The sequence below is a fragment of the Pseudolactococcus insecticola genome, from assembly GCF_011170065.1.
Lineage (GTDB): Bacteria > Bacillota > Bacilli > Lactobacillales > Streptococcaceae > Pseudolactococcus > Pseudolactococcus insecticola.
On sequence record NZ_BLLH01000001.1, the window covers coordinates 26,975 to 45,827 of the forward strand.

The following is an 18,853-nucleotide window of genomic DNA, read 5'->3' on the forward strand; positions in this document are numbered from 1 at the left end:
ATAAATGAAAATATGGCATTTGCCAACGATTATCTAAGTTAATTTTCAGAGTGATGGTCGTGTTCGTGGGTATTTTCATCGATTTCGATGGCTGAAAAGGCGACTTGGTGATGCGCCAAAATCTGCCGTGCTACTATTTTCGCATGTGCTTGATCAGAAGTTAGGATTGTCATGTGGAGCATGGCTGCGTGTTTCTCACCATCAATGGACCAGATGCAAAGCTCGGTCATGGCACCAATCTCAGGCTGCGCTTCAAGCTCAGCTAAAAGTTGCACAGCATTTACGGTCTCGGGTGCAGCCTCCATTAGAATCCGCAGCGTGCCGATAAATTTTGGAATAGCCTGTGTTAAGATGAAAATCGAGATGGCAAGGGAGAGCAGGGGATCAAGCCAGTACCATGGTTTGAAGTGGATGACGACTGACACAAGTAAGACTGCAACCCAGCCTAATACATCTTCAAGCATATGTAAATTGAGTAGGCTCTCGTTTCGTGAGCTACCACGTGTCATGAGGTAGGCGCCAAAACTATTGGCTAAAATCGCAAAAATGGCTAAGAAAAACATACCTGAACTCTCAACAGGTGCCGGATGGATCAAGCGCGGGAACCCCTCGATGATGACAAGGATCGATCCTGTCAGTAAAATCACGCTGGTAATTAAAGCGCCAAGCAGGGAAAATCTTCGGTAACCTAAGGTATATGACTTGTCAGATTTTTTGCGGGATATTTTTTCAAAAAACCAGGCAAAACCGACTGCAATCGCGTCTCCTGTGTCATGAACGGCATCACTCATGATGGCAACTGAGCCAAACATGGCGCCAAAAATAAACTCTAAGGCGGCGAAAACGATGTTTAGGACGAAAACAATGGTAATCCGCTTACCTGCACCTTGTACGACAGAATCGCTAGATAGTACATGATGTGTATGGTGCTTATGATTTTGTATCATGAAGCTGAGTCCCTTCAAGTTCTTGTGCATGGCTAACGGATAAGGCTAGCAGTTGTAGGATGTGCTTGTCACCAATTTTGTAAATGATGGACCTGCCGGATCTGTCTTGCTTGACAAGCTGATGTGTGCGAAGAATGCTTAGCTGATGCGAGGTAGCTGACTGTTCAAGACCTAGTTTAAGTGAGATTTCAGAGACGTTATAAGGGGCGTCAGCCAGCAATAATAGGATCCTCAACCGTGATGGATTAGCTAGAATTTTGTGGATATGGACGATTTCTTGGACGAGATAGCGTTCATTATATGATGGTTTTGTCATATGAATAGTTTATCATATCTACTGTGAGTTGTAAAATAATTGAAAAAAGTGGGATGAATGACCATTATTCTCAAACTATTTGGTAAAATAGAGATATAAAACGTTTTCATAAATATAGAAAGAAGCTCATCATGACACAACCACTATTTCTCAAATCAGTTCTACAAGAAAAAATCTGGGGGGGCGATCACCTCAAATCATTTGGCTATGACCTGCCAAGTGGCAAAGTAGGCGAATACTGGGCGATTTCTGCGCATCCAAACGGTGTTTCAACTGTTGAAAATGGTGACTACGCTGGGCAAAAGTTGAATGATCTCTACCAAAACCATCGTGAGTTATTTGGTAACTCGAAAAAAGAAGTCTTTCCGTTACTAACCAAAATATTGGACGCAAACGACTGGCTGAGTGTGCAAGTTCACCCTGATGATACTTATGGTCTTGCAAATGAAGGCGAGCTTGGCAAAACAGAATGCTGGTATATTATCGCAGCAGAACCTGATGCTGAGATTATCTACGGTCACAATGCCAAGGATAAGTCTGAATTGCGCAGCATGATTGAGTCTGGTGACTGGGACCATTTGCTGAGCAAAGTCAAGGTCAAGGCTGGCGACTTTTTCTACGTGCCAAGTGGTACCATGCATGCGATTGGTAAAGGCATCTTGATTCTTGAGACGCAACAATCTTCTGATACGACATATCGTGTCTATGACTTTGATCGCAAAGATGACACAGGTAATTTGCGTGAGCTTCATATTGAAAAATCAATCGACGTTTTGAACTTTGGCGCACCTGCAAATACTGTGCCAGTGGTGACGCAGGCAGATAATCTCGTCAGAACGACATTTGTCTCAAACGACTTCTTTACAGTTGAAAAATGGGAAATTTCAGGCCTTGTCAATTTTGACAAAACTGCACCTTATACATTGTGCTCAGTACTTGACGGTTCAGGCGTCTTGCGTGTTTCAGGTACAGATTACCCTGTTAAAAAAGGCGACCATTTCATTTTGACGAGTGACATTTCATCTTGGTCGTTTGATGGCGCTCTCACTATCATTGCAAGCCACGACGGCGAAAAACTCGTTTAATATGGCAGAAATCACCTACAATTCGTGGTCTGACGCCTATAAAAACCCTTTTGGTGCTGTTATTTTAGGCACGCCAATTGATTTTCACATTGACATCAAAACAGATAATCAGATCGACGTCAAACTTGTTACCCAGTTTGAAAATGGATTCAAATCGTATGAAAATATGACGCGAATTTCAGAACATAGTTATCATCTTCGCCCTGAAAATCTAACAGAAATCGGATTTTATAAATACTATTTTCAGATTATCGAACGTGATCAGCTGCATGAGTACCATTATTTTTATGGTGCCAGTCAGATTGGCGGAGGGATTGGGACGACTTATGCGGATGAAAATAGTGTGGTGCCTTATACGCAGACACTTTTTCTGAAAGCTGAACAGGCGCCGAATTGGTACCGGGATGCGATTTTTTATCAGATTTTTCCAGATTCTTTTGCACGGAATGACCTGATAAACAATCAAAAATCCGATATTTTCTTCTATGGTAAGGAAACAGATAGCCCTTACTACATCAAAGAGCCAAACGGCGATATTACCCGCTGGACCTTTTATGGCGGGAATTTGGCAGGCATCATTGATAAGATTCCCTATCTAAAAAGTCTGGGCGTGACGGCGCTTTATCTGAACCCAATTTTTGAGGCGCGCTCGTCGCATCGTTATGATACAAGCGACTATCACAAGATTGATTCGCTTCTTGGCACGACTGAAGATTTTGAACGGCTGGTCAAAACCCTGCACGCACACGAGATGCACATCGTGCTAGACGGCGTTTTTTCTCATGTTGGGCGCAACTCGGTTTATTTTGACTTTGATGGTAAAAATGGTGGCAATGGTGCTTATCAGAGCAGGCAGTCGCCATATATTGACTGGTTTAGCTTTGATAATTATCCTGAGTCCTACAAATCTTGGTGGGGAATCAAGGATCTGCCCACGATTGACAAACATCAAAAAAGCTATCAGGACTTTATCTATGGTAAGTCTGACAGCGTGCTTAGCAAATGGAACAGTTTTGGTGTTGACGGCTGGCGTCTTGACGTGGCTGATGAGCTGCCAGATGATTTTATCAAAGGCATCAGAGCAACTCTATCGCAAGAGCCTGATAAAGTGCTGATTGGTGAAGTGTGGGAAGATGCGTCGCGCAAAATCGCCTATGACCAGTACCGTAAGTACATCTACGGTGACGCTCTACATGCAACCATGAACTATCCGTTTCGTGATCTGATATTGGGACTTCTGACGGGTGCTATGACGCCTGAAACGGCTGCAGGCAAGCTCATGCAGCTTTATGAAAACTATCCGACTGACATCTTTCTCAATAACTTTAATAACATCGGCACGCACGATACGGAGCGCATTTTGACCATGCTAGGTGGCAATACGGCAAAGTTAAACCTTGCTGTCGGGCTTCTGATGACGTTACCTGGCGTACCTGTCATTTACTACGGTGATGAGGCTGGACTGACAGGGCACAAAGATCCTGAAAATCGAGCATTTTTCCCGTGGGAGTCGATCAATCCTGTCAGTCATCAGATTTATAAAAATTGGATTGCAATCAGAAAATCTGCCCCAATTCTTGCGACGGGAGACTTATCAGTCTTTTACTCTGACCAATTTTTCGGATTTGTCAGAAGTGATGGGGCAGCATCACAATCAAGTGCAACCTTTGTTTTTAACCTGTCAGATCAAGGTGGTATGGTAGATCCTGAAAAACTAACATTTTTAACAAAATCAATTGATTTTGTGCCATTTTTTCTTGCTGCTTTTGAAAGTAGCTATAAAATAAAATAACATAAAAATAGTTGCCGATTCTGGCGACTTTTTTTGTAAACCGTTTTCATTTTTGATTGTCAAAGTTATCCTTTTGTGGTAAAATGAAGTATAAATGATTATAAAATAACAAGAAAGGTGATTGGTATGGACCAAAAAATAACTGAATCAGACTCTAAATCTGAAGCGTTGAGAACATTCACCACAGGGGAAAATTTCCATGCACAACATTATCTAGGCTGTCACAAGACAGAAATTGGTTATGTATTTCGAGTCTGGGCACCACATGCAAAGGCCGTTGCGTTGATTGGGGACATGACTCAGTGGCGTAAAAAGCCAATCCCAATGACACGGCAAAATCACCTACTTTCAAGTGATGCTGGCGTCTGGGAAGTGACGCTTTCGGATGATCAGGTTAAGAACGGTCAATTTTACAAATATCTAGTGACACGCGCATCTGGTCAGGTCATTGAAAAACTTGATCCCTATGCCATCCGCTTTGGTGCACGACCTGATACGGCTGCACAGATTTATGAGGTTAAACCCAAAAAATGGCAAGATCAGGCATTTTTGAAAAAACGACGTGAGACCGATATGTTCACAAGTCCGCTCAACATTTACGAAGTGCATGCAAGCTCGTGGAAACGCCATGATGACGGTCGTTTATACACGTTTTCAGATCTGAAAACGGAGCTGATCAGTTATGTCAAGGCGCTCGGCTACACGCATATCGAGTTTATGCCACTCATGACGCATCCGCTTGGTATGAGTTGGGGCTATCAGCTGACGGGTTACTTTGCGCTGGAGCACACTTATGGGACGCCTGAAGCATTTCAGGACTTTGTTGAGGCAGCGCATCTGGCTGGGATTGGCGTCATTGTCGACTGGGTGCCTGGGCATTTTTCGCAAAATGATGATGCGCTCGCCTACTATGATGGCACGCCAACTTATGAGTATCAAGATCAGAACCGGGCGCGCAATGTCGGCTGGCAGGCGATAAATTTTGACCTGTCAAAACCGCAAGTCCAGTCGTTTTTGATCTCATCACTCAAGTTTTGGATTGACTTTTATCATATTGATGGTGTGCGTATTGACGCCGTATCAAACATGCTCTATCTGGACTATGATCAAGGTCCATGGACGCCAAATTCTGACGGATCAAATATTAACCACGATGGCATTGCTTTCTTTAAAAAGCTTAACAGTGTTATCAAACTCGCACATCCGGATGTTATCATGGCGGCAGAAGAAGCCAGCTCTCAGACGAAAATCACAGGCATGCTTGAAATGGGTGGCCTTGGCTTTGATTTCAAATGGAACATGGGTTGGATGAATGACGTCCTCAAGTTTTATGAGATGGATCCGCTTTATCGGGGTGAGCATTTTCACTTGTTGACTTTTAGTTTCATGTATATGATGGATGAGCATTTTATCTTGCCGTTTTCGCATGATGAGGTGGTTCATGGTAAAAAGTCGCTCATGCACAAGATGTGGGGCAATCGCACACGACAATTCTCAGGTTTACGCAATCTCCTTGCTTATCAGATGTGCCATCCAGGTAAAAACTTGCTGTTTATGGGGCAAGAATTTGGGCAATTTTTGGAATGGAAATACGATTGGCAGCTGGAGTGGTCAGAGTCTGACGAGATGAATGATGAGATGCTTGTTTTCACACAGACGCTTGGTAAGTTCTATCAGAGTAGAGCAGAACTTTTTGAGTTGGACCATGACTATGGCGGATTTGAAGTGATTGATGCGGACAATACAGCTGAAAGTGTGCTGAGTTTCGTCAGAAAAGACAAGGCGGGCAATCAACTCATCTGCGTCTTCAATATGTCAGCAGTTGAACGGTCAAACTTTACCATTGGCGTGCCGCGTGCAGGAACCTATAAAGAAGTGCTAAATACTGAATTAGCAAGCTTTGGCGGCACTTGGAAGACGCATAATCCTGATACGACAACACAAAAAGCAGACTGGAAAAATTATGTAGATATATTGACATTTACCCTACCTGCTTTAGGTTGTGTCATCTGGCAAGCTGAAACGCAAGAGAAAACAGCACATATTGCTGAAGTTAAAACAGTTATTGATCGCTCAATAGAGTTGAAAATAGCTGGACATTAGAAAATAGAATTTAACTATAGATTAGAAAGAGGAAAAAGGATGAAAGAAGAAATGCTTGCGCTGATTTTGGCTGGTGGTCAAGGGACGCGTCTTGGTGCTCTGACGTCAACTATCGCAAAACCAGCAGTACAATTTGGTGGCCGTTATCGGATTATCGACTTCGCCTTATCAAACTGTGCTAATTCTGGTATCAAAAATGTTGGTGTTATCACGCAATATCAGCCACTTGAGCTCAATGCACATGTTGGAAATGGTGCAGCTTGGGGACTTGATGGGATTGATAGCGGCGTTGCGATTTTGCAACCTTACTCAGCAACAGAAGGTAACAAGTGGTTTGAGGGGACGAGCCATGCGATTTACCAAAATATCGCCTACATTGACAAGGTGGACCCAGAGTATGTGCTGATTTTGTCGGGAGACCATATCTACAAGATGGACTATGACAAGATGCTGCAAGATCACAAGGACACGCAGGCCAGTCTGACGGTAGCTGTCATGGACGTGCCGCTTGAAGAGGCGAGCCGCTTTGGTATCATGAACACAGATATCTCAAATCGCATCGTCGAGTTTGAGGAAAAGCCTGAAAATCCAAAATCGACCAAGGCTTCTATGGGGATTTATATCTTCAACTGGAAGGAGTTGCGCCAAATTTTGGCAAATGGCGAGAAGAACCAAGTGGACATGACTGACTTTGGTAAAAATGTTATCCCGACCTATTTAGACGCTGGTGAACGCGTGTATGCCTATGAATTTTCAGGATATTGGAAAGACGTTGGCACGATTGAATCGCTCCATGAAGCAAATATGTCCTATATCTCACCCAATAATGAACTAGATAGCCGTGATCGAAGCTGGAAGATTTACTCACGCAATCATATTGCACCGCCGAACTTTATCAGTGAGACTGCGAGAGTACGTGATGCGCTAGTTGTTGACGGGGCGAGTGTTGCGGGTAATGTGCGCCATTCGATTATCTCCACAAATGTTCAGGTCCATGAAAATGCTGAAATTGAAAATTCATTTATCATGACAGACTGCGTCATTGAGTCAGGGGCTGTGGTTAGAAATGCGATTATTGGCGAAGGTAGTCGCATCGGTGAAAATGTTGAAATTATCGGCAGTGAAAAAGAAATCGCAGTCGTAGGTTACCATGAAACAGTGGGGGTTGAAGATGAAGACAGGTAAATATTGCGCAATCTTGGGAAATGCGCTTGGCACACATAACTTGGACCAGCTGGTCAATTCACGACCGCTTGCAACGCTGCCATTTGACGGCAAATATCGGTTGATTGATTTTCAGCTATCAAACCTAGTCAATGCTGGCGTGACAAATATCTACGGCATTTTTTCACAAAAAAATGTGCCATCTGTACTGGATCATATCCGGACAGGGCGTGAGTGGGGGTTAAATACCTTGCTCAACCATTTCTTTGTCGGCTTTTATAGCAATGAAGACGGTAAACAGACGGTTTGTGACAGTACTTATTATACGCAACTGTTGACGTTTTTACGCCGTTCACACAGTCAGTACACGATTTTCTCAACGGCGGATATCTTGTGTAATATCAACCTTGAGCAACTCATTCATGTTCACGAGGTCAACAAAAGAACCATGAGTGTGGTCTATAAAAAAATGCCAAAAGATCAGATGAGTGTGGTCAATAGCGTGATTAAACTAGATGAGACAGACACTGTGTCTGAGGTCAAAGACTACGATGAAAGTAAACACCAAGAGGGCGATCTTGTATCGATGTCAGCGGGTATTTATATCATCAACACAGACTTTTTGATCCGCATGATGGAAGTAGAGCAGCATGTTGAGGCGCCACGAAAACTGCGCTATCTTTTGCGTGATAAGCTGGTAGAACTTGGGGCGCTTGGCTATGAGTACACGGGCTATATGAAAAATATCCACGATGTCAAATCATACTTTGAAGCTAATATGGATATGCTTGACCCCAAGAAATTCACGTCTTTACTGCATGCAACGCAAAAAGTTTATACAAAAATTAAAAATGAAGAAGCGACATATTTTTCAGAGTCATCAGAAATTTTCAACTCACAGTTTGCCTCAGGATCTGTCATTGAAGGACGTGTAACTAATTCAATCGTGTCACGTCGTTGTGAGATTGAAAAAAGTGCTGAAATCACAGATACGATTCTCTTTCCACATGTCCAAATAGGTAGCGGTGCGAAAATCAAGCACGCCATTTTAGACAAGGAAGTCGTGATTGCACCAGGTGTGACTATCGAAGGGTCAAGCGAGTTTCCGATTATTATCGAAAAATATGGTCATGTGACAGAGGATGTGAAGCTATGAAGATTTTACTTGCAGCGGCTGAAGGAGCACCGTTTATCAAAACTGGCGGGCTTGGCGATGTAGTAGGGGCGCTACCAAAGTCGCTCAATCATGCAGCAGATGCTGATGTGCGCGTGATTTTGCCGTATTATAAAAAAATTGCTGAGAAATTTTCAGACAAAATTGAGGATGTTTTCTGGACATTTGTCGATGTGGGGTGGCGCCATCAGTATGTTGGCGTTAAAAAAATCACGCAGGATAAAACAACCGTTTATTTTATCGACAATGATTATTATTTTGGGAGTCGTGATGAGGTTTATGGCTATGACGATGATGGTGAGCGGTTCGCCTATTTTCAGCTTGCGATTTTAGAGGTTCTTGAACGCTTGGACTTTGTGCCGGATGTTTTACACGCAAACGACTATCACACAGCGCTTTTGCCGTTTCTGCTTAAGGAGAAATACAGCTGGATTCAAGCGTTTGATAACGTTCACACGGTGCTTACCATTCATAACATCGAGTTTCAAGGTCAATATGATCCGGTGATTTTATCGGATTTGCTGGGTATGGGCGATGAGCGTTATCGTGATGGGACTGTTCGGATGGCTGATTGTTTTAATTGGCTAAAAACAGGTATTCTCTATGCAGATCGTGTGACAACAGTCTCACCAAGCTATGCAGGTGAGATTCAGACACCAGCATTTGGCAAGGGACTTGATGGCATCTTGCGTATGGTATCAGGCAAACTTTCAGGTTTTATCAACGGCATTGACACAGCACTTTATGATCCAAAGACTGATGCGGCTTTGCAGACGCACTTTGACGTGCAAAACCTCGCAGGTAAGGCTGAAAATAAGAAACAGCTACAAGAACGACTGGGCTTGCCTGTCAGAGCTGATGTACCTGTGATCGGGATCGTGAGTAGACTGACTTACCAAAAAGGGTTTAACTTAGTGGTGGATGAGATGTGCTATTTGCTAGAACAAGATGTGCAGGTTGTGCTTTTGGGCACGGGAGATCCGCGTTTTGAACATGATTTTGCTTATTTTGCAAACACCTATCCAGATAAGATTTCAGCGAATATCACCTTTAATTTGGGACTTGCCCAGCTGATCTATGCGGGATCTGACTTCTTTCTCATGCCATCTGCCTTTGAACCATGCGGTTTATCGCAAATGATGAGCATGCGCTATGGGACATTGCCAATTGTCCACGAAGTAGGAGGGCTTAGAGATACTGTTCAGGCTTATAATCAATATGATGGGACAGGAACAGGTTTTAGTTTTGCTGACTTCACAGGGTATCAGATGATGCAGACTTTGCGCCGTGCCATCGACATTTATCGGGACAAACCTGAGGTCTTTAAGCAACTGCAAAAACAAGCGATGACAGCTGATTTTTCATGGGATACAGCTAGTCAGCCTTATCTGAGCCTTTACCGGGATATGTTAGACTAAGAAAGTACAAGACAAGGAGATAGACGTGGCAACTGACATCAATAAAGCACAATTTATCAAGGATTTTAAAGACCAACTCTATGAGGATTTCATGGTCAAAAATAGCGATGCAACGGCTGAAGAACAGTTTGTTGCGCTTGCAAAGGTCATCAAAAACTATGTGAGGCCAGACTGGTTTCGGCAAAAAAATGGCATCGTGGCTGACAAAAAAAAGACGGCATATTATTTTTCAATCGAGTTTTTGCCGGGGAAAATGTTACAGACCAACTTACTTAATCTAGGGATTTATCGCATGGTTGAGGCGGCACTCGCTGAAAATGGTGTTGCGCTAAACGACTTAGTTGCTGCTGAACGCGATATGGCGCTTGGCAATGGCGGTCTAGGACGCTTGGCGGCTTGTTTCATGGACAGTCTTGCAACGATTGGTGCACCAGGTTTTGGCAATGGTATCCGCTATAAATACGGTCTTTTCAAGCAAAAGATTGTCAACGGCTATCAAGTTGAGTTGCCTGACGCCTGGCTTTCATCAGAAGGCAATGTCTGGGAAACTAAAAAGCCGCATTCGGCAGTTGATGTTAAAATCTATGGCAATGTTTATCTGGAACCGCATGACGGAGGTGTCTTAAAGCCTGTTTATGAAAATGTCAAAACGCTCCATGCGGTGCCTTACGACATGCCACAGATTGGTTTTCAAAACGGTGTGGTCAATAATCTGCGTCTTTGGGACGTTGAAATTCCTGAAAAATATGAGCTGGATTATCCGACACTTGCTGATCGCAGACGTGTAGAGGATATCACAAGCGTGCTCTATCCTGATGATTCGTCACGTGAGGGGCAATCTCTGCGCTTGATTCAGGAATATTTTATGGTGTCGGCTGGCCTTCAAACTATCGTCAAGTCCTATGCGAAAATGGGATTGCCGATGACCGCCATCCAAGAAAAAGTTGCGGTACATATCAATGACACGCATCCAGCCATGGCGGTGCCTGAACTCATGCGAATCCTCATGGATGACTACGGTGTCAAGTGGTCTGACGCCTGGACGTCGACGATCGCGGTCATGAGTTATACCAACCACACGGTCTTGTCAGAAGCGCTTGAAAAATGGGATGCCGCACTTTTCAAAGAAATTGTGCCACGGATTCATCAGATTGTAGGCGAGATTGACCGTCAGTTTGTCGCAAAATGGGCAAGCAAGGTTGATGCCTGTGTCGTTGATAACACGCGCATCATCAGAAATGGTCAGATTCATATGGCCAATCTCGCCATTATCGGCGGGCATTCGGTCAATGGGGTTGCAAAACTCCATACTGAGCTTTTGATAGAAGATGTTCTCAAAGATTTTTACACCATTTTCCCTGAAAAGTTCAATAATAAAACAAACGGTATCGTGCCACGTCGCTGGAGCCAAATTGCCAATCCCAAACTGTCAAATTTAATAGATGATTTGATTGGTAAAGGTTGGCGCCGTGACATCCACGAGCTGAAAAAACTGGAAAATCTGACGTCTGATACAGCCGTATTGGCGCAGCTTGATCTGGTCAAAACGGCTAATAAACAGCGGCTAGCTGACTATGCCAAAAAGATGCTTGGGATTGAATTACCAGTTAATGCGATTTTTGATGTACAGGTCAAACGTCTCCATGCCTATAAACGTCAGCTGCTAAATGTTATGCACATCATCAAACTCTATCAGGACTTGAAAGCAAATTCTGAGCTTGAGCTGACACCGCGCGTGTTCATCTTTGGTGCCAAGGCTGCGCCAGGCTACCATTTTGCAAAGTCTGTCATCAAAATCATCAATGAACTCGCAGCACTTGTCAACAATGACGCAGAAATCGGCGATAAGCTGAAAGTCGTATTCTTAGAAAACTACAACGTCAGTCTGGCTGAGCTCATCATTCCTGCAGCGGATGTGTCAGAGCAGATTTCAACAGCAGGCAAGGAAGCAAGTGGTACGTCAAATATGAAATTCATGATGAACGGTGCGCTAACACTTGCGACGCTTGATGGCGCAAATATCGAAATCAAGGATGCCGTGGGCGAGGATAACATCATCATTTTTGGCATGGATAAAAATGCCGTCTATGATCACTACCAAAAGCACGACTATAACGCCCGCGCGATTTATGATAATAATCCAGAAATCAAGCGTGTTGTTGATGCATTTGTCGACGGTACTATTCCTAACATTCACTATGAAGGCCATGAAATCTGGGATGCGCTCGTGTCTTACAATGACGAGTATTTCTTACTTGAGGACTTTGACGATTATGTTAAAAAACAAGCAGAACTTGCGACGCTTTATGCCAATGACAAGCAGACTTGGCAGCAAAAAGCCTTGATCAATATCGCAAACTCAGAACGCTTTTCAAGTGATGATACGATCGAACTCTATGCCAAAGAGATTTGGGAGATAAATTAAGCCACAAAAACGTTCTGACGGCTGTCGTCAGAACGTTTTTTCTTTATTTTCGCTGCTTACCAGCATTACGATTTTTTGGATTGTTTGATTTTTTTGGTTGTGTAAAGCTGCTTTGGATATTTGCAACGTCTTTTGGTGTGACGTCTTTTAAGCCGGCTGTTTTGACAACGGGTGGATTTTCTTCAAATTCTTTGTCGATTCTCGCACGCAAATGAGGTTTGATGATGAAGGTCACGATGACTTGTTGGATGACACCAAAGATACCACCGATAACCCAGTAAAGCGTGACCCCAGCAGGTGAGCTAAATGAGAAGAAGATGATCATCAAAGGACTCATGAACATCATCGTTCTCATCTGTTTCTTTTGTTCTTCGTCAATGCCGATTGTTGACAAGAAACTTTGCAAGAAGTAGAAGACACCTGCGATAATCGTCAGAACAAGACTAGATTTGCCAAGGTCAATGCCAAGGAAAGTCGCTGTTGAGATGCCCTGCGTATAGCGTGCAGCATAGAACAAAGCTGAGAAAAATGGCATCTGAATCAAAAGTGGCAGACAGCCCATCGAGCTTAGCATATTGACGCCGTTTTCTTTTTGCGCCGCCATCAACTCGGCTTGCGCCGCCATTTTTTCTTCGTTACTTGTGGCATTTTTGAGTTTGTCTTGGATAGGTTGCAAAACAGGTTTGAGATAGCGCATTTTTTCTTGCATGTAGCTTGATTTGTAAGCTTGATTGAGGCCAAGCGGTAAAATCACCAGACGGACAATAACGGTCACAAGAATGATGGCTAAGCCAAATCCGAAGCCAAGATTATGAGCAAAAAACTCAACAGCAGAGCTCATGGGTTTGACGAGAATGTTGTAAACCAAGCCTTCGCCAGTCGGCTTACCATTTTTTGTTTTGACACAGCCTGTCAAAAAGAGAAGTGCAGTCAGCATGAATCCTGACAAGAACAGTCGTTTGGTCGTTTTTTTCAATGTTAGTCCTATTTTCTATTGAGATACTTTTATCTTAAAGCTATCTTCTATTTTACCATAAAAAAAACAAGATTTTCAATAAGTCTCAAGACTGAAATCTTGTTTTTTTATAATCGTTAGCTTATTTGATAAATTCTTGGATCTCTGTTTCGAAATTTACAAGCTTTTCGTCAGAAGCATCGCTTGTTTCGGCGACAGCAGCCAGGTAGAACTTGATTTTTGGCTCTGTACCAGAAGGACGAACGGCGATCCATGATCCATCTGCTAAGTGATATTTCAAAACATTTGACGGAGGTGTTGTCATTTTTGTGACCGTACCCGCAGCATCAGTTGCAGTATTTTCAAGGAAATCTTCTGTCAGAACAACAGCGACACCGTTAAAAGCAGTCGGTGTGTTCTGACGGAATTTATCCATGACAGCCTTGATTTGTGCTGCACCGTCAATGCCTTCGAGCGTGACAGAAATCGTGTTTTCTTTATAATAACCGTACTCGGCATAGATGTCTTGGATGCCATCGTAGAGTGTTTTGCCTTGAGATTTGTAGTAGGCTGCCACTTCACAAATGAGTAGCAAGGCTTGAATGGCATCTTTATCACGAACAAAGGGTTTGATAAGGTAACCAAAAGATTCCTCAAAGCCCATCATGTAGGTCTGTGAACCTGTTTCTTCAAACTCTTGGATCTGTTCAGCAATGAACTTGAAGCCAGTCAAGACGTTAATCATCTTGACGCCGTAAGATTTTGTGATCGCAGTTACAAGTTCAGTTGATACGATTGATTTGACAACGGCAGCATTTTCAGGCAGTGTGCCTGCAGTTTTGTGCGCTTCTAGGATATATTTGGCAAGTACGGCACCGATTTGGTTACCTGAAAGTGGTTGATAATCGCCACTTGGCAGGCGAACTTCAACACCAATCCGGTCAGCATCTGGGTCAGTTGCGACAAGCATATCAGCGTCGACTTTTCGCCCAAGTTTTTCAGAGTACTCAAAGGCTGCTTGATTCTCTGGATTTGGTGATTTGAGCGTTGGAAAATCACCGTCAGGAATGGCTTGTTCTTCGACAACGGCGATTTTCTCAAAACCAGCCTGTGCTAAAGTTTTACGACCAAGCATCTCGCCTGTACCATGAAGTGGCGTAAAGACAATATTGAGGTTTTTACCAAAATCATCGATGATTTTTTGGTTAATGGTAACAGACTTAACGTTTTCCAGATATTTTTGGTCAATCTCATCACCGATAACAGTAATCAGTTCGCTATCTTCATCAGCAAGTGCAATGGTAAAGATGTTGTCAATCTCATTGATAAAGGCTGTCAATTGATCCGCATCTTCAGGCGGCATTTGTCCGCCATCTTCGCCATAAACCTTGTAACCGTTGTAGGCAGCAGGGTTGTGAGACGCTGTGATCATAACACCAGTCAAAGTACCAAGCTCACGAATGGCAAATGAGAGCTCAGGCGTCGGACGTAGCGACTCGAAAACGTAAGACGGGATGTCATGCAAGGCTAAAACGCGCGCCGCATCAAAGGCAAACTCGCGTGAAAAATGGCGTGAGTCGTAGGCAATGGCAACGCCACGTTTTTTAGCATCGCCCTTGGTATCCATTAGGCGTGCAAGACCTTCAGTCGTTTCGCGCGCAGTGTAGATATTCATGCGATTAGTACCTGCACCGATCAAGCCACGTTGACCAGCCGTCCCAAAAGCAAGCGACGTATAAAAAGCATCTTCTTTTATGTGCTCGTCCATGGCATTTAGCTCGTTTTTGAGGTAATCAGGTAATTCCGAAAAATCAGCCCATTTTTGAAAATTTTCTTGATAAGACATTAAAGTCTCCTTTCGATTTGTAAGCAGTTACACTATACTTCTATTTTAACAAAAAAAAACGTGAATTTCACGTTTTAACGGAGCAAATAAGGTTAATTTTTAACTTTTTTTCAGTTTGAGTAAAATTGGTACAATCGCTGCAGTTAATATAGCAGCAGCAATCGCCTCAGCAATTGAATTTGTCGCAATAATAGTAGCAATCAAGGCTTTAAATGTCATATTCAGCTGATTGTTAAATAACAAGAAAGCTGATTCCAAAACGAGTACTGTATTTGTCGCTGAGCCAAGAAAGCCAGCTAGACCAGCACCAAAACGATTTTTAGCCAATTTATAGATGAAAAACGGCAGAATGCCAACTAAAATACGAGGCACAAAGGCGACAAAAAGTGACCAGCCGTTCCCATTTGGTGCAAAAGGTGAGAATAAAAATGATGTTGGAATCGGTGCAATGGTCGAGTTGAGCATGGAGATCAGGCCCATGACAAATCCGAGAAAGGCACCTTTTCGCCAGCCAAGCACGATTGAGCCAATGATGACGGGGACGTGGAGCAGTGTGGGCTGTATCGGAAACGGCCAGAAGGTGTAAACTATTTTTGATAGTAGATGCACGACTATCATAATGGCGATAAAAATACTAAGAATAGCGATATCTGAGGCTTTAGAAGTTTTTTTTGATTGCGTCATTTTTTTGAGTTAGATGCGTGTTGCAAAGATGCGAACACACACCCAGTCCTTTCTGTCAAACATGGTAAGATGAAAATAGTTATCACGATTATACCATAAAAGTGGTCGTGTCACTAGTTTTTAGTCTGCGTTTTGAGTCAGTTTCGAGTTAGTCTACGATACCGACAATTTTTTGAACACTCTGGACAATGTCTGAAACATCAGCCAAGGCACCCTTGCCACGGTCGCCACAGGCAAGTAGTGCGACTTTGGGTGCGATTTCTATAAAGCCGATGTCTGTCAGAGTTTGGATATTTTTTTGAGTTAAAGGATTTTCATACATATTGGTATTCATGGCTGGTGCGATCATTTTTTTGACACCTTGGGGAAGCGCAAGTGCAACAGATGTGATGATGTCATCAGCATGACCTTGTGCTAGGCGCGCAAGTGTGTCCGCTGAAGCAGGTGCCACCAGAAAAAGCTCGGTATTTTTTGCTAGGTCAATGTGGTTGACCACATCAGCGCGATCCTCAGCCATGATAGATGTATGGACTGGGCGCTTAGAGAGCACTTGCAAAGTGAGTGGCGTGATAAATGCCTGCGCAGCATCTGTCATCAAAACGGTGACTTCGTGGCCAAGTTTACCGAGTGCTGATGTGATGTCAGCGGCTTTGTAGGCTGAGATACTACCTGTTACGGCCAGAGTGATTTTTGTCATAAGTTTCCTCGCTTTTTGCAACAATTAAGGCTGCAATTTCATCTTTGGTGTGACTTTCTTCTATAACAAAACCACTATTGGATTGACTCACTAAAAAAGCGTGGTGCTGACTCGCATTGATTTCAGTTAAGTCATTTGCCAGGATAAAGTCGGCTTTGTTTTTGGTCAATGACTGACTTGCGACATCGACTAGCTTTTCTTTTGAAACGTCAACCAGTAACTTGAAACCGAATAAAATAACGTTCGGGTTAATCACTTTTATAGTAGAAATGACCTTTGGCGTCTTTTTCAAAAACATAACTTGATAGTCAGACTGAGATGAAATCTTACCAGCATCGTTTGTTTTCGCCAGAAATGAGTTGAGATCACCTGACGCAGCAACTGTATCAAAGTCAGTCATATAAGTCGGAGTATAGTCAGAAACCGCCATGCTATGCACCACGACATCTGACGTTGGTAACCACCTTGCCATGGCCGTGCTCAAGCTAGCCACGTCAGAAATGCGGATAATCGTAAGCGCTTTTTGCTCATCAGGAACAATTGCTTGCAAGCCTGCTAATAAAATAACCTCATGACCAGCCATTAAAAAACGTTCTGATAAGCGTTTTCCAAGACTGCCTGTGGCAAAATTTGTAATCCCGCGGACTTGATCAATGTTTTCAGTCGTCCCGCCAGATGTGATAAGAACGCGCATAATTCCCTTTCTAACCTGTTTTCGCTATTATAGCATAATATCATTGCGCTGTGAAATATCTTGTTTATTATTTTGTAATATACTTGTAATTGACATTATAAAATAACAAGTATATAATATAAATATAACGTAAAGAAAGGAAACAACAACTCATGGAAATCGGTGCTACTATCACATGCCAACCAATCTCATTCTCAGAAAAAATAACAGGAATTGTGAGAAAAAAATACGAGAATACTATTCTTGTTGAGGTAATTGGTTGTGAAGACGACGATAAACACGTCTTCATGGAACGCAATCGCTATGTTTTGGTCAAAGCAGAAGCTTAATCAAGACACATAACGCTGCAAAATAAGCGGCAACATAAGATTACACATAGCAACACAGGCTTTACAGCCAAGACCTGCGGCAGCAGGTGCACATCGTTTGATTTTTCAAGAAAACACCAGACACTCTACCAGAAAAATCTGTACATAGTAAAAACTGCCGGCACATAGCAATACAAATTTTCCCCAAAAATTTTAGACAAACAAAAAACGGACGCTTATCATGTAGCAGCCGTTTTTTTGTTTGATTGTAGCATTTTTTAGCTTAGTCTACTTTTTTGATTTCTCCTTGAGGGAAATAGGTGCCTTCTTTCATGTCATTGATAAAGACATGGATGGCAGATTTTGGCGCACCAGTATTTTTGATAACAACTTCAGTAATATCGCGTGCGAGTGCGATTTTTTGTTCGTCAGAACGTCCTTCAAATAAATCAACGTGTACAAATGGCATCGGTTAATCCTCTTTTCTATGGTCATATTTTCACATATTTTTGGAAAAATTTCAAGACATAAGTCGTTTTGGGGATACTTAGCCGAATAACCAGGACGCCTTATCAATCTCGTCAAAATATGGTAAAATAAAATGATAACAAAAGCGAAACAAGAAGTAGAGGCAAGTAAAGCTAAAATGGCACAATTATATTTCAAATATGGCACGATGAATAGCGGAAAATCTATCGAAATTTTAAAGGTGGCACATAACTATGAGGAGCAGGGGAAACCTGTTGTGATCATGACGAGCGCCATTGATAACCGGGATGAGATTGGCGTTGTGAGCAGCCGCATTGGCATGCGTGAAAAAGCGGTGCCGATAGATGACGAGTTTGATGTTTTTGGCTATGTGGCGCAGCTTGCGGCTAAACCCTACTGCATCTTGATAGATGAAGCGCAATTTCTCAGTAAAAAAAATATCTATGAGCTTGCTAGAGTTGTTGATGAGCTTGACGTGCCCGTCATGGCCTTTGGTCTTAAAAATGACTTTCAAAATGAGCTTTTTGAAGGCAGTAAATACTTGTTATTATTAGCCGATAAAATCGAAGAAATCAAGACAATTTGCTGGTTTTGTAGCAAGAAAGCAACTATGGTTCTACGCACTGAAAATGGCAAACCCGTCTATGAAGGCAGCCAGATCCAAATCGGAGGCAATGAGGCTTATCTGCCAGTTTGTCGCAAACATTGGCTAAAACCAGATTTAGAAAAAATGAAAAAATAAAGGAAAGAGATACT

Annotated in this window: 17 protein-coding genes; 9 read left to right on the forward strand and 8 right to left on the reverse strand. The window is 42.8% G+C overall.

The features are described 5' to 3' along the window. Positions 1–38: 38 nt before the first annotated feature. Together Hs20B_RS00225 and Hs20B_RS00230 are read right to left on the reverse strand one after the other, a co-directional pair. A complete protein-coding gene (locus Hs20B_RS00225; RefSeq protein WP_172354431.1) occupies positions 39–947 on the reverse strand; it encodes a cation diffusion facilitator family transporter in 909 nt (302 codons plus the stop codon). Then, entirely contained in the window at positions 931–1,263 is a 333-nt protein-coding gene (locus Hs20B_RS00230; protein ID WP_172354433.1) for an ArsR/SmtB family transcription factor, read from the reverse strand. The genes Hs20B_RS00225 and Hs20B_RS00230 overlap by 17 nt, the downstream gene beginning before the upstream one ends. A gap of 131 nt (positions 1,264–1,394) precedes the next feature. Here Hs20B_RS00230 and manA point away from each other — a divergent pair, with 131 nt between their 5' ends. The 7 genes from manA (at position 1,395) to Hs20B_RS00265 (ending at position 12,424) form a co-directional block, all read left to right on the forward strand. Further along, positions 1,395–2,348 (forward strand): mannose-6-phosphate isomerase, class I, encoded by a 954-nt coding sequence (gene manA, locus Hs20B_RS00235; RefSeq protein WP_172354435.1) that lies wholly within the window; start codon positions 1,395–1,397, stop codon positions 2,346–2,348. A gap of 1 nt (position 2,349) precedes the next feature. Beyond that, positions 2,350–4,140: a glycoside hydrolase family 13 protein gene (locus Hs20B_RS00240; protein ID WP_228407410.1), complete on the forward strand. Its 1,791-nt coding sequence runs from the start codon at positions 2,350–2,352 to the stop codon at positions 4,138–4,140. A gap of 126 nt (positions 4,141–4,266) precedes the next feature. Continuing rightward, on the forward strand, positions 4,267–6,243 hold the full coding sequence (glgB, locus tag Hs20B_RS00245) for a 1,4-alpha-glucan branching protein GlgB (protein WP_172354437.1): 1,977 nt from the start codon (positions 4,267–4,269) through the stop codon (positions 6,241–6,243). Between the two features lie 39 nt (positions 6,244–6,282). Then, entirely contained in the window at positions 6,283–7,428 is a 1,146-nt protein-coding gene (locus tag Hs20B_RS00250) for a glucose-1-phosphate adenylyltransferase (protein WP_172354439.1), read from the forward strand. Continuing rightward, entirely contained in the window at positions 7,415–8,563 is a 1,149-nt protein-coding gene (gene glgD, locus Hs20B_RS00255; RefSeq protein WP_172354441.1) for a glucose-1-phosphate adenylyltransferase subunit GlgD, read from the forward strand. The genes Hs20B_RS00250 and glgD overlap by 14 nt, the downstream gene beginning before the upstream one ends. After that, positions 8,560–9,999 carry a glycogen synthase GlgA gene (glgA, locus tag Hs20B_RS00260; RefSeq protein ID WP_172354443.1) on the forward strand — a complete coding sequence of 480 codons (1,440 nt, stop codon included), beginning with the start codon at positions 8,560–8,562 and terminating at the stop codon, positions 9,997–9,999. Before glgD ends, glgA begins: the two co-directional genes overlap by 4 nt. A 25-nt stretch (positions 10,000–10,024) precedes the next feature. Beyond that, on the forward strand, positions 10,025–12,424 hold the full coding sequence (locus Hs20B_RS00265) for a glycogen/starch/alpha-glucan phosphorylase (protein ID WP_172354445.1): 2,400 nt from the start codon (positions 10,025–10,027) through the stop codon (positions 12,422–12,424). 43 nt (positions 12,425–12,467) lie between these two features. On the opposite strand, the gene yidC is transcribed toward Hs20B_RS00265, so the two are convergent. The 5 genes from yidC to Hs20B_RS00290 form a co-directional block, all read right to left on the reverse strand. Continuing rightward, positions 12,468–13,400 (reverse strand): membrane protein insertase YidC, encoded by a 933-nt coding sequence (gene yidC, locus Hs20B_RS00270; RefSeq protein WP_172354447.1) that lies wholly within the window; start codon positions 13,398–13,400, stop codon positions 12,468–12,470. A 121-nt stretch (positions 13,401–13,521) separates the two neighbouring features. Next, positions 13,522–15,225 carry a phospho-sugar mutase gene (locus Hs20B_RS00275; RefSeq protein WP_172354449.1) on the reverse strand — a complete coding sequence of 568 codons (1,704 nt, stop codon included), beginning with the start codon at positions 15,223–15,225 and terminating at the stop codon, positions 13,522–13,524. A gap of 99 nt (positions 15,226–15,324) precedes the next feature. Continuing rightward, entirely contained in the window at positions 15,325–15,909 is a 585-nt protein-coding gene (locus Hs20B_RS00280; RefSeq protein WP_172354451.1) for an ECF transporter S component, read from the reverse strand. Between the two features lie 148 nt (positions 15,910–16,057). Next, entirely contained in the window at positions 16,058–16,606 is a 549-nt protein-coding gene (gene coaC, locus Hs20B_RS00285; protein ID WP_172354453.1) for a phosphopantothenoylcysteine decarboxylase, read from the reverse strand. Further along, positions 16,575–17,300, reverse strand: a complete 726-nt coding sequence (locus tag Hs20B_RS00290) for a phosphopantothenate--cysteine ligase (protein ID WP_172354455.1) — start codon at positions 17,298–17,300, stop codon at positions 16,575–16,577. Before Hs20B_RS00290 ends, coaC begins: the two co-directional genes overlap by 32 nt. A 152-nt stretch (positions 17,301–17,452) precedes the next feature. On the opposite strand from Hs20B_RS00290, the gene Hs20B_RS00295 reads away from it, so the two are divergent. Continuing rightward, complete coding sequence (locus Hs20B_RS00295) at positions 17,453–17,629, forward strand: hypothetical protein (protein ID WP_172354457.1); 177 nt, start codon at positions 17,453–17,455, stop codon at positions 17,627–17,629. Between the two features lie 262 nt (positions 17,630–17,891). On the opposite strand, the gene Hs20B_RS00300 is transcribed toward Hs20B_RS00295, so the two are convergent. Next, positions 17,892–18,077: a 4-oxalocrotonate tautomerase gene (locus Hs20B_RS00300; RefSeq protein WP_172354459.1), complete on the reverse strand. Its 186-nt coding sequence runs from the start codon at positions 18,075–18,077 to the stop codon at positions 17,892–17,894. Positions 18,078–18,254: 177 nt separating this feature from the next. On the opposite strand from Hs20B_RS00300, the gene Hs20B_RS00305 reads away from it, so the two are divergent. Next, positions 18,255–18,839 carry a thymidine kinase gene (locus Hs20B_RS00305; protein WP_172355142.1) on the forward strand — a complete coding sequence of 195 codons (585 nt, stop codon included), beginning with the start codon at positions 18,255–18,257 and terminating at the stop codon, positions 18,837–18,839. Positions 18,840–18,853: the final 14 nt, after the last annotated feature.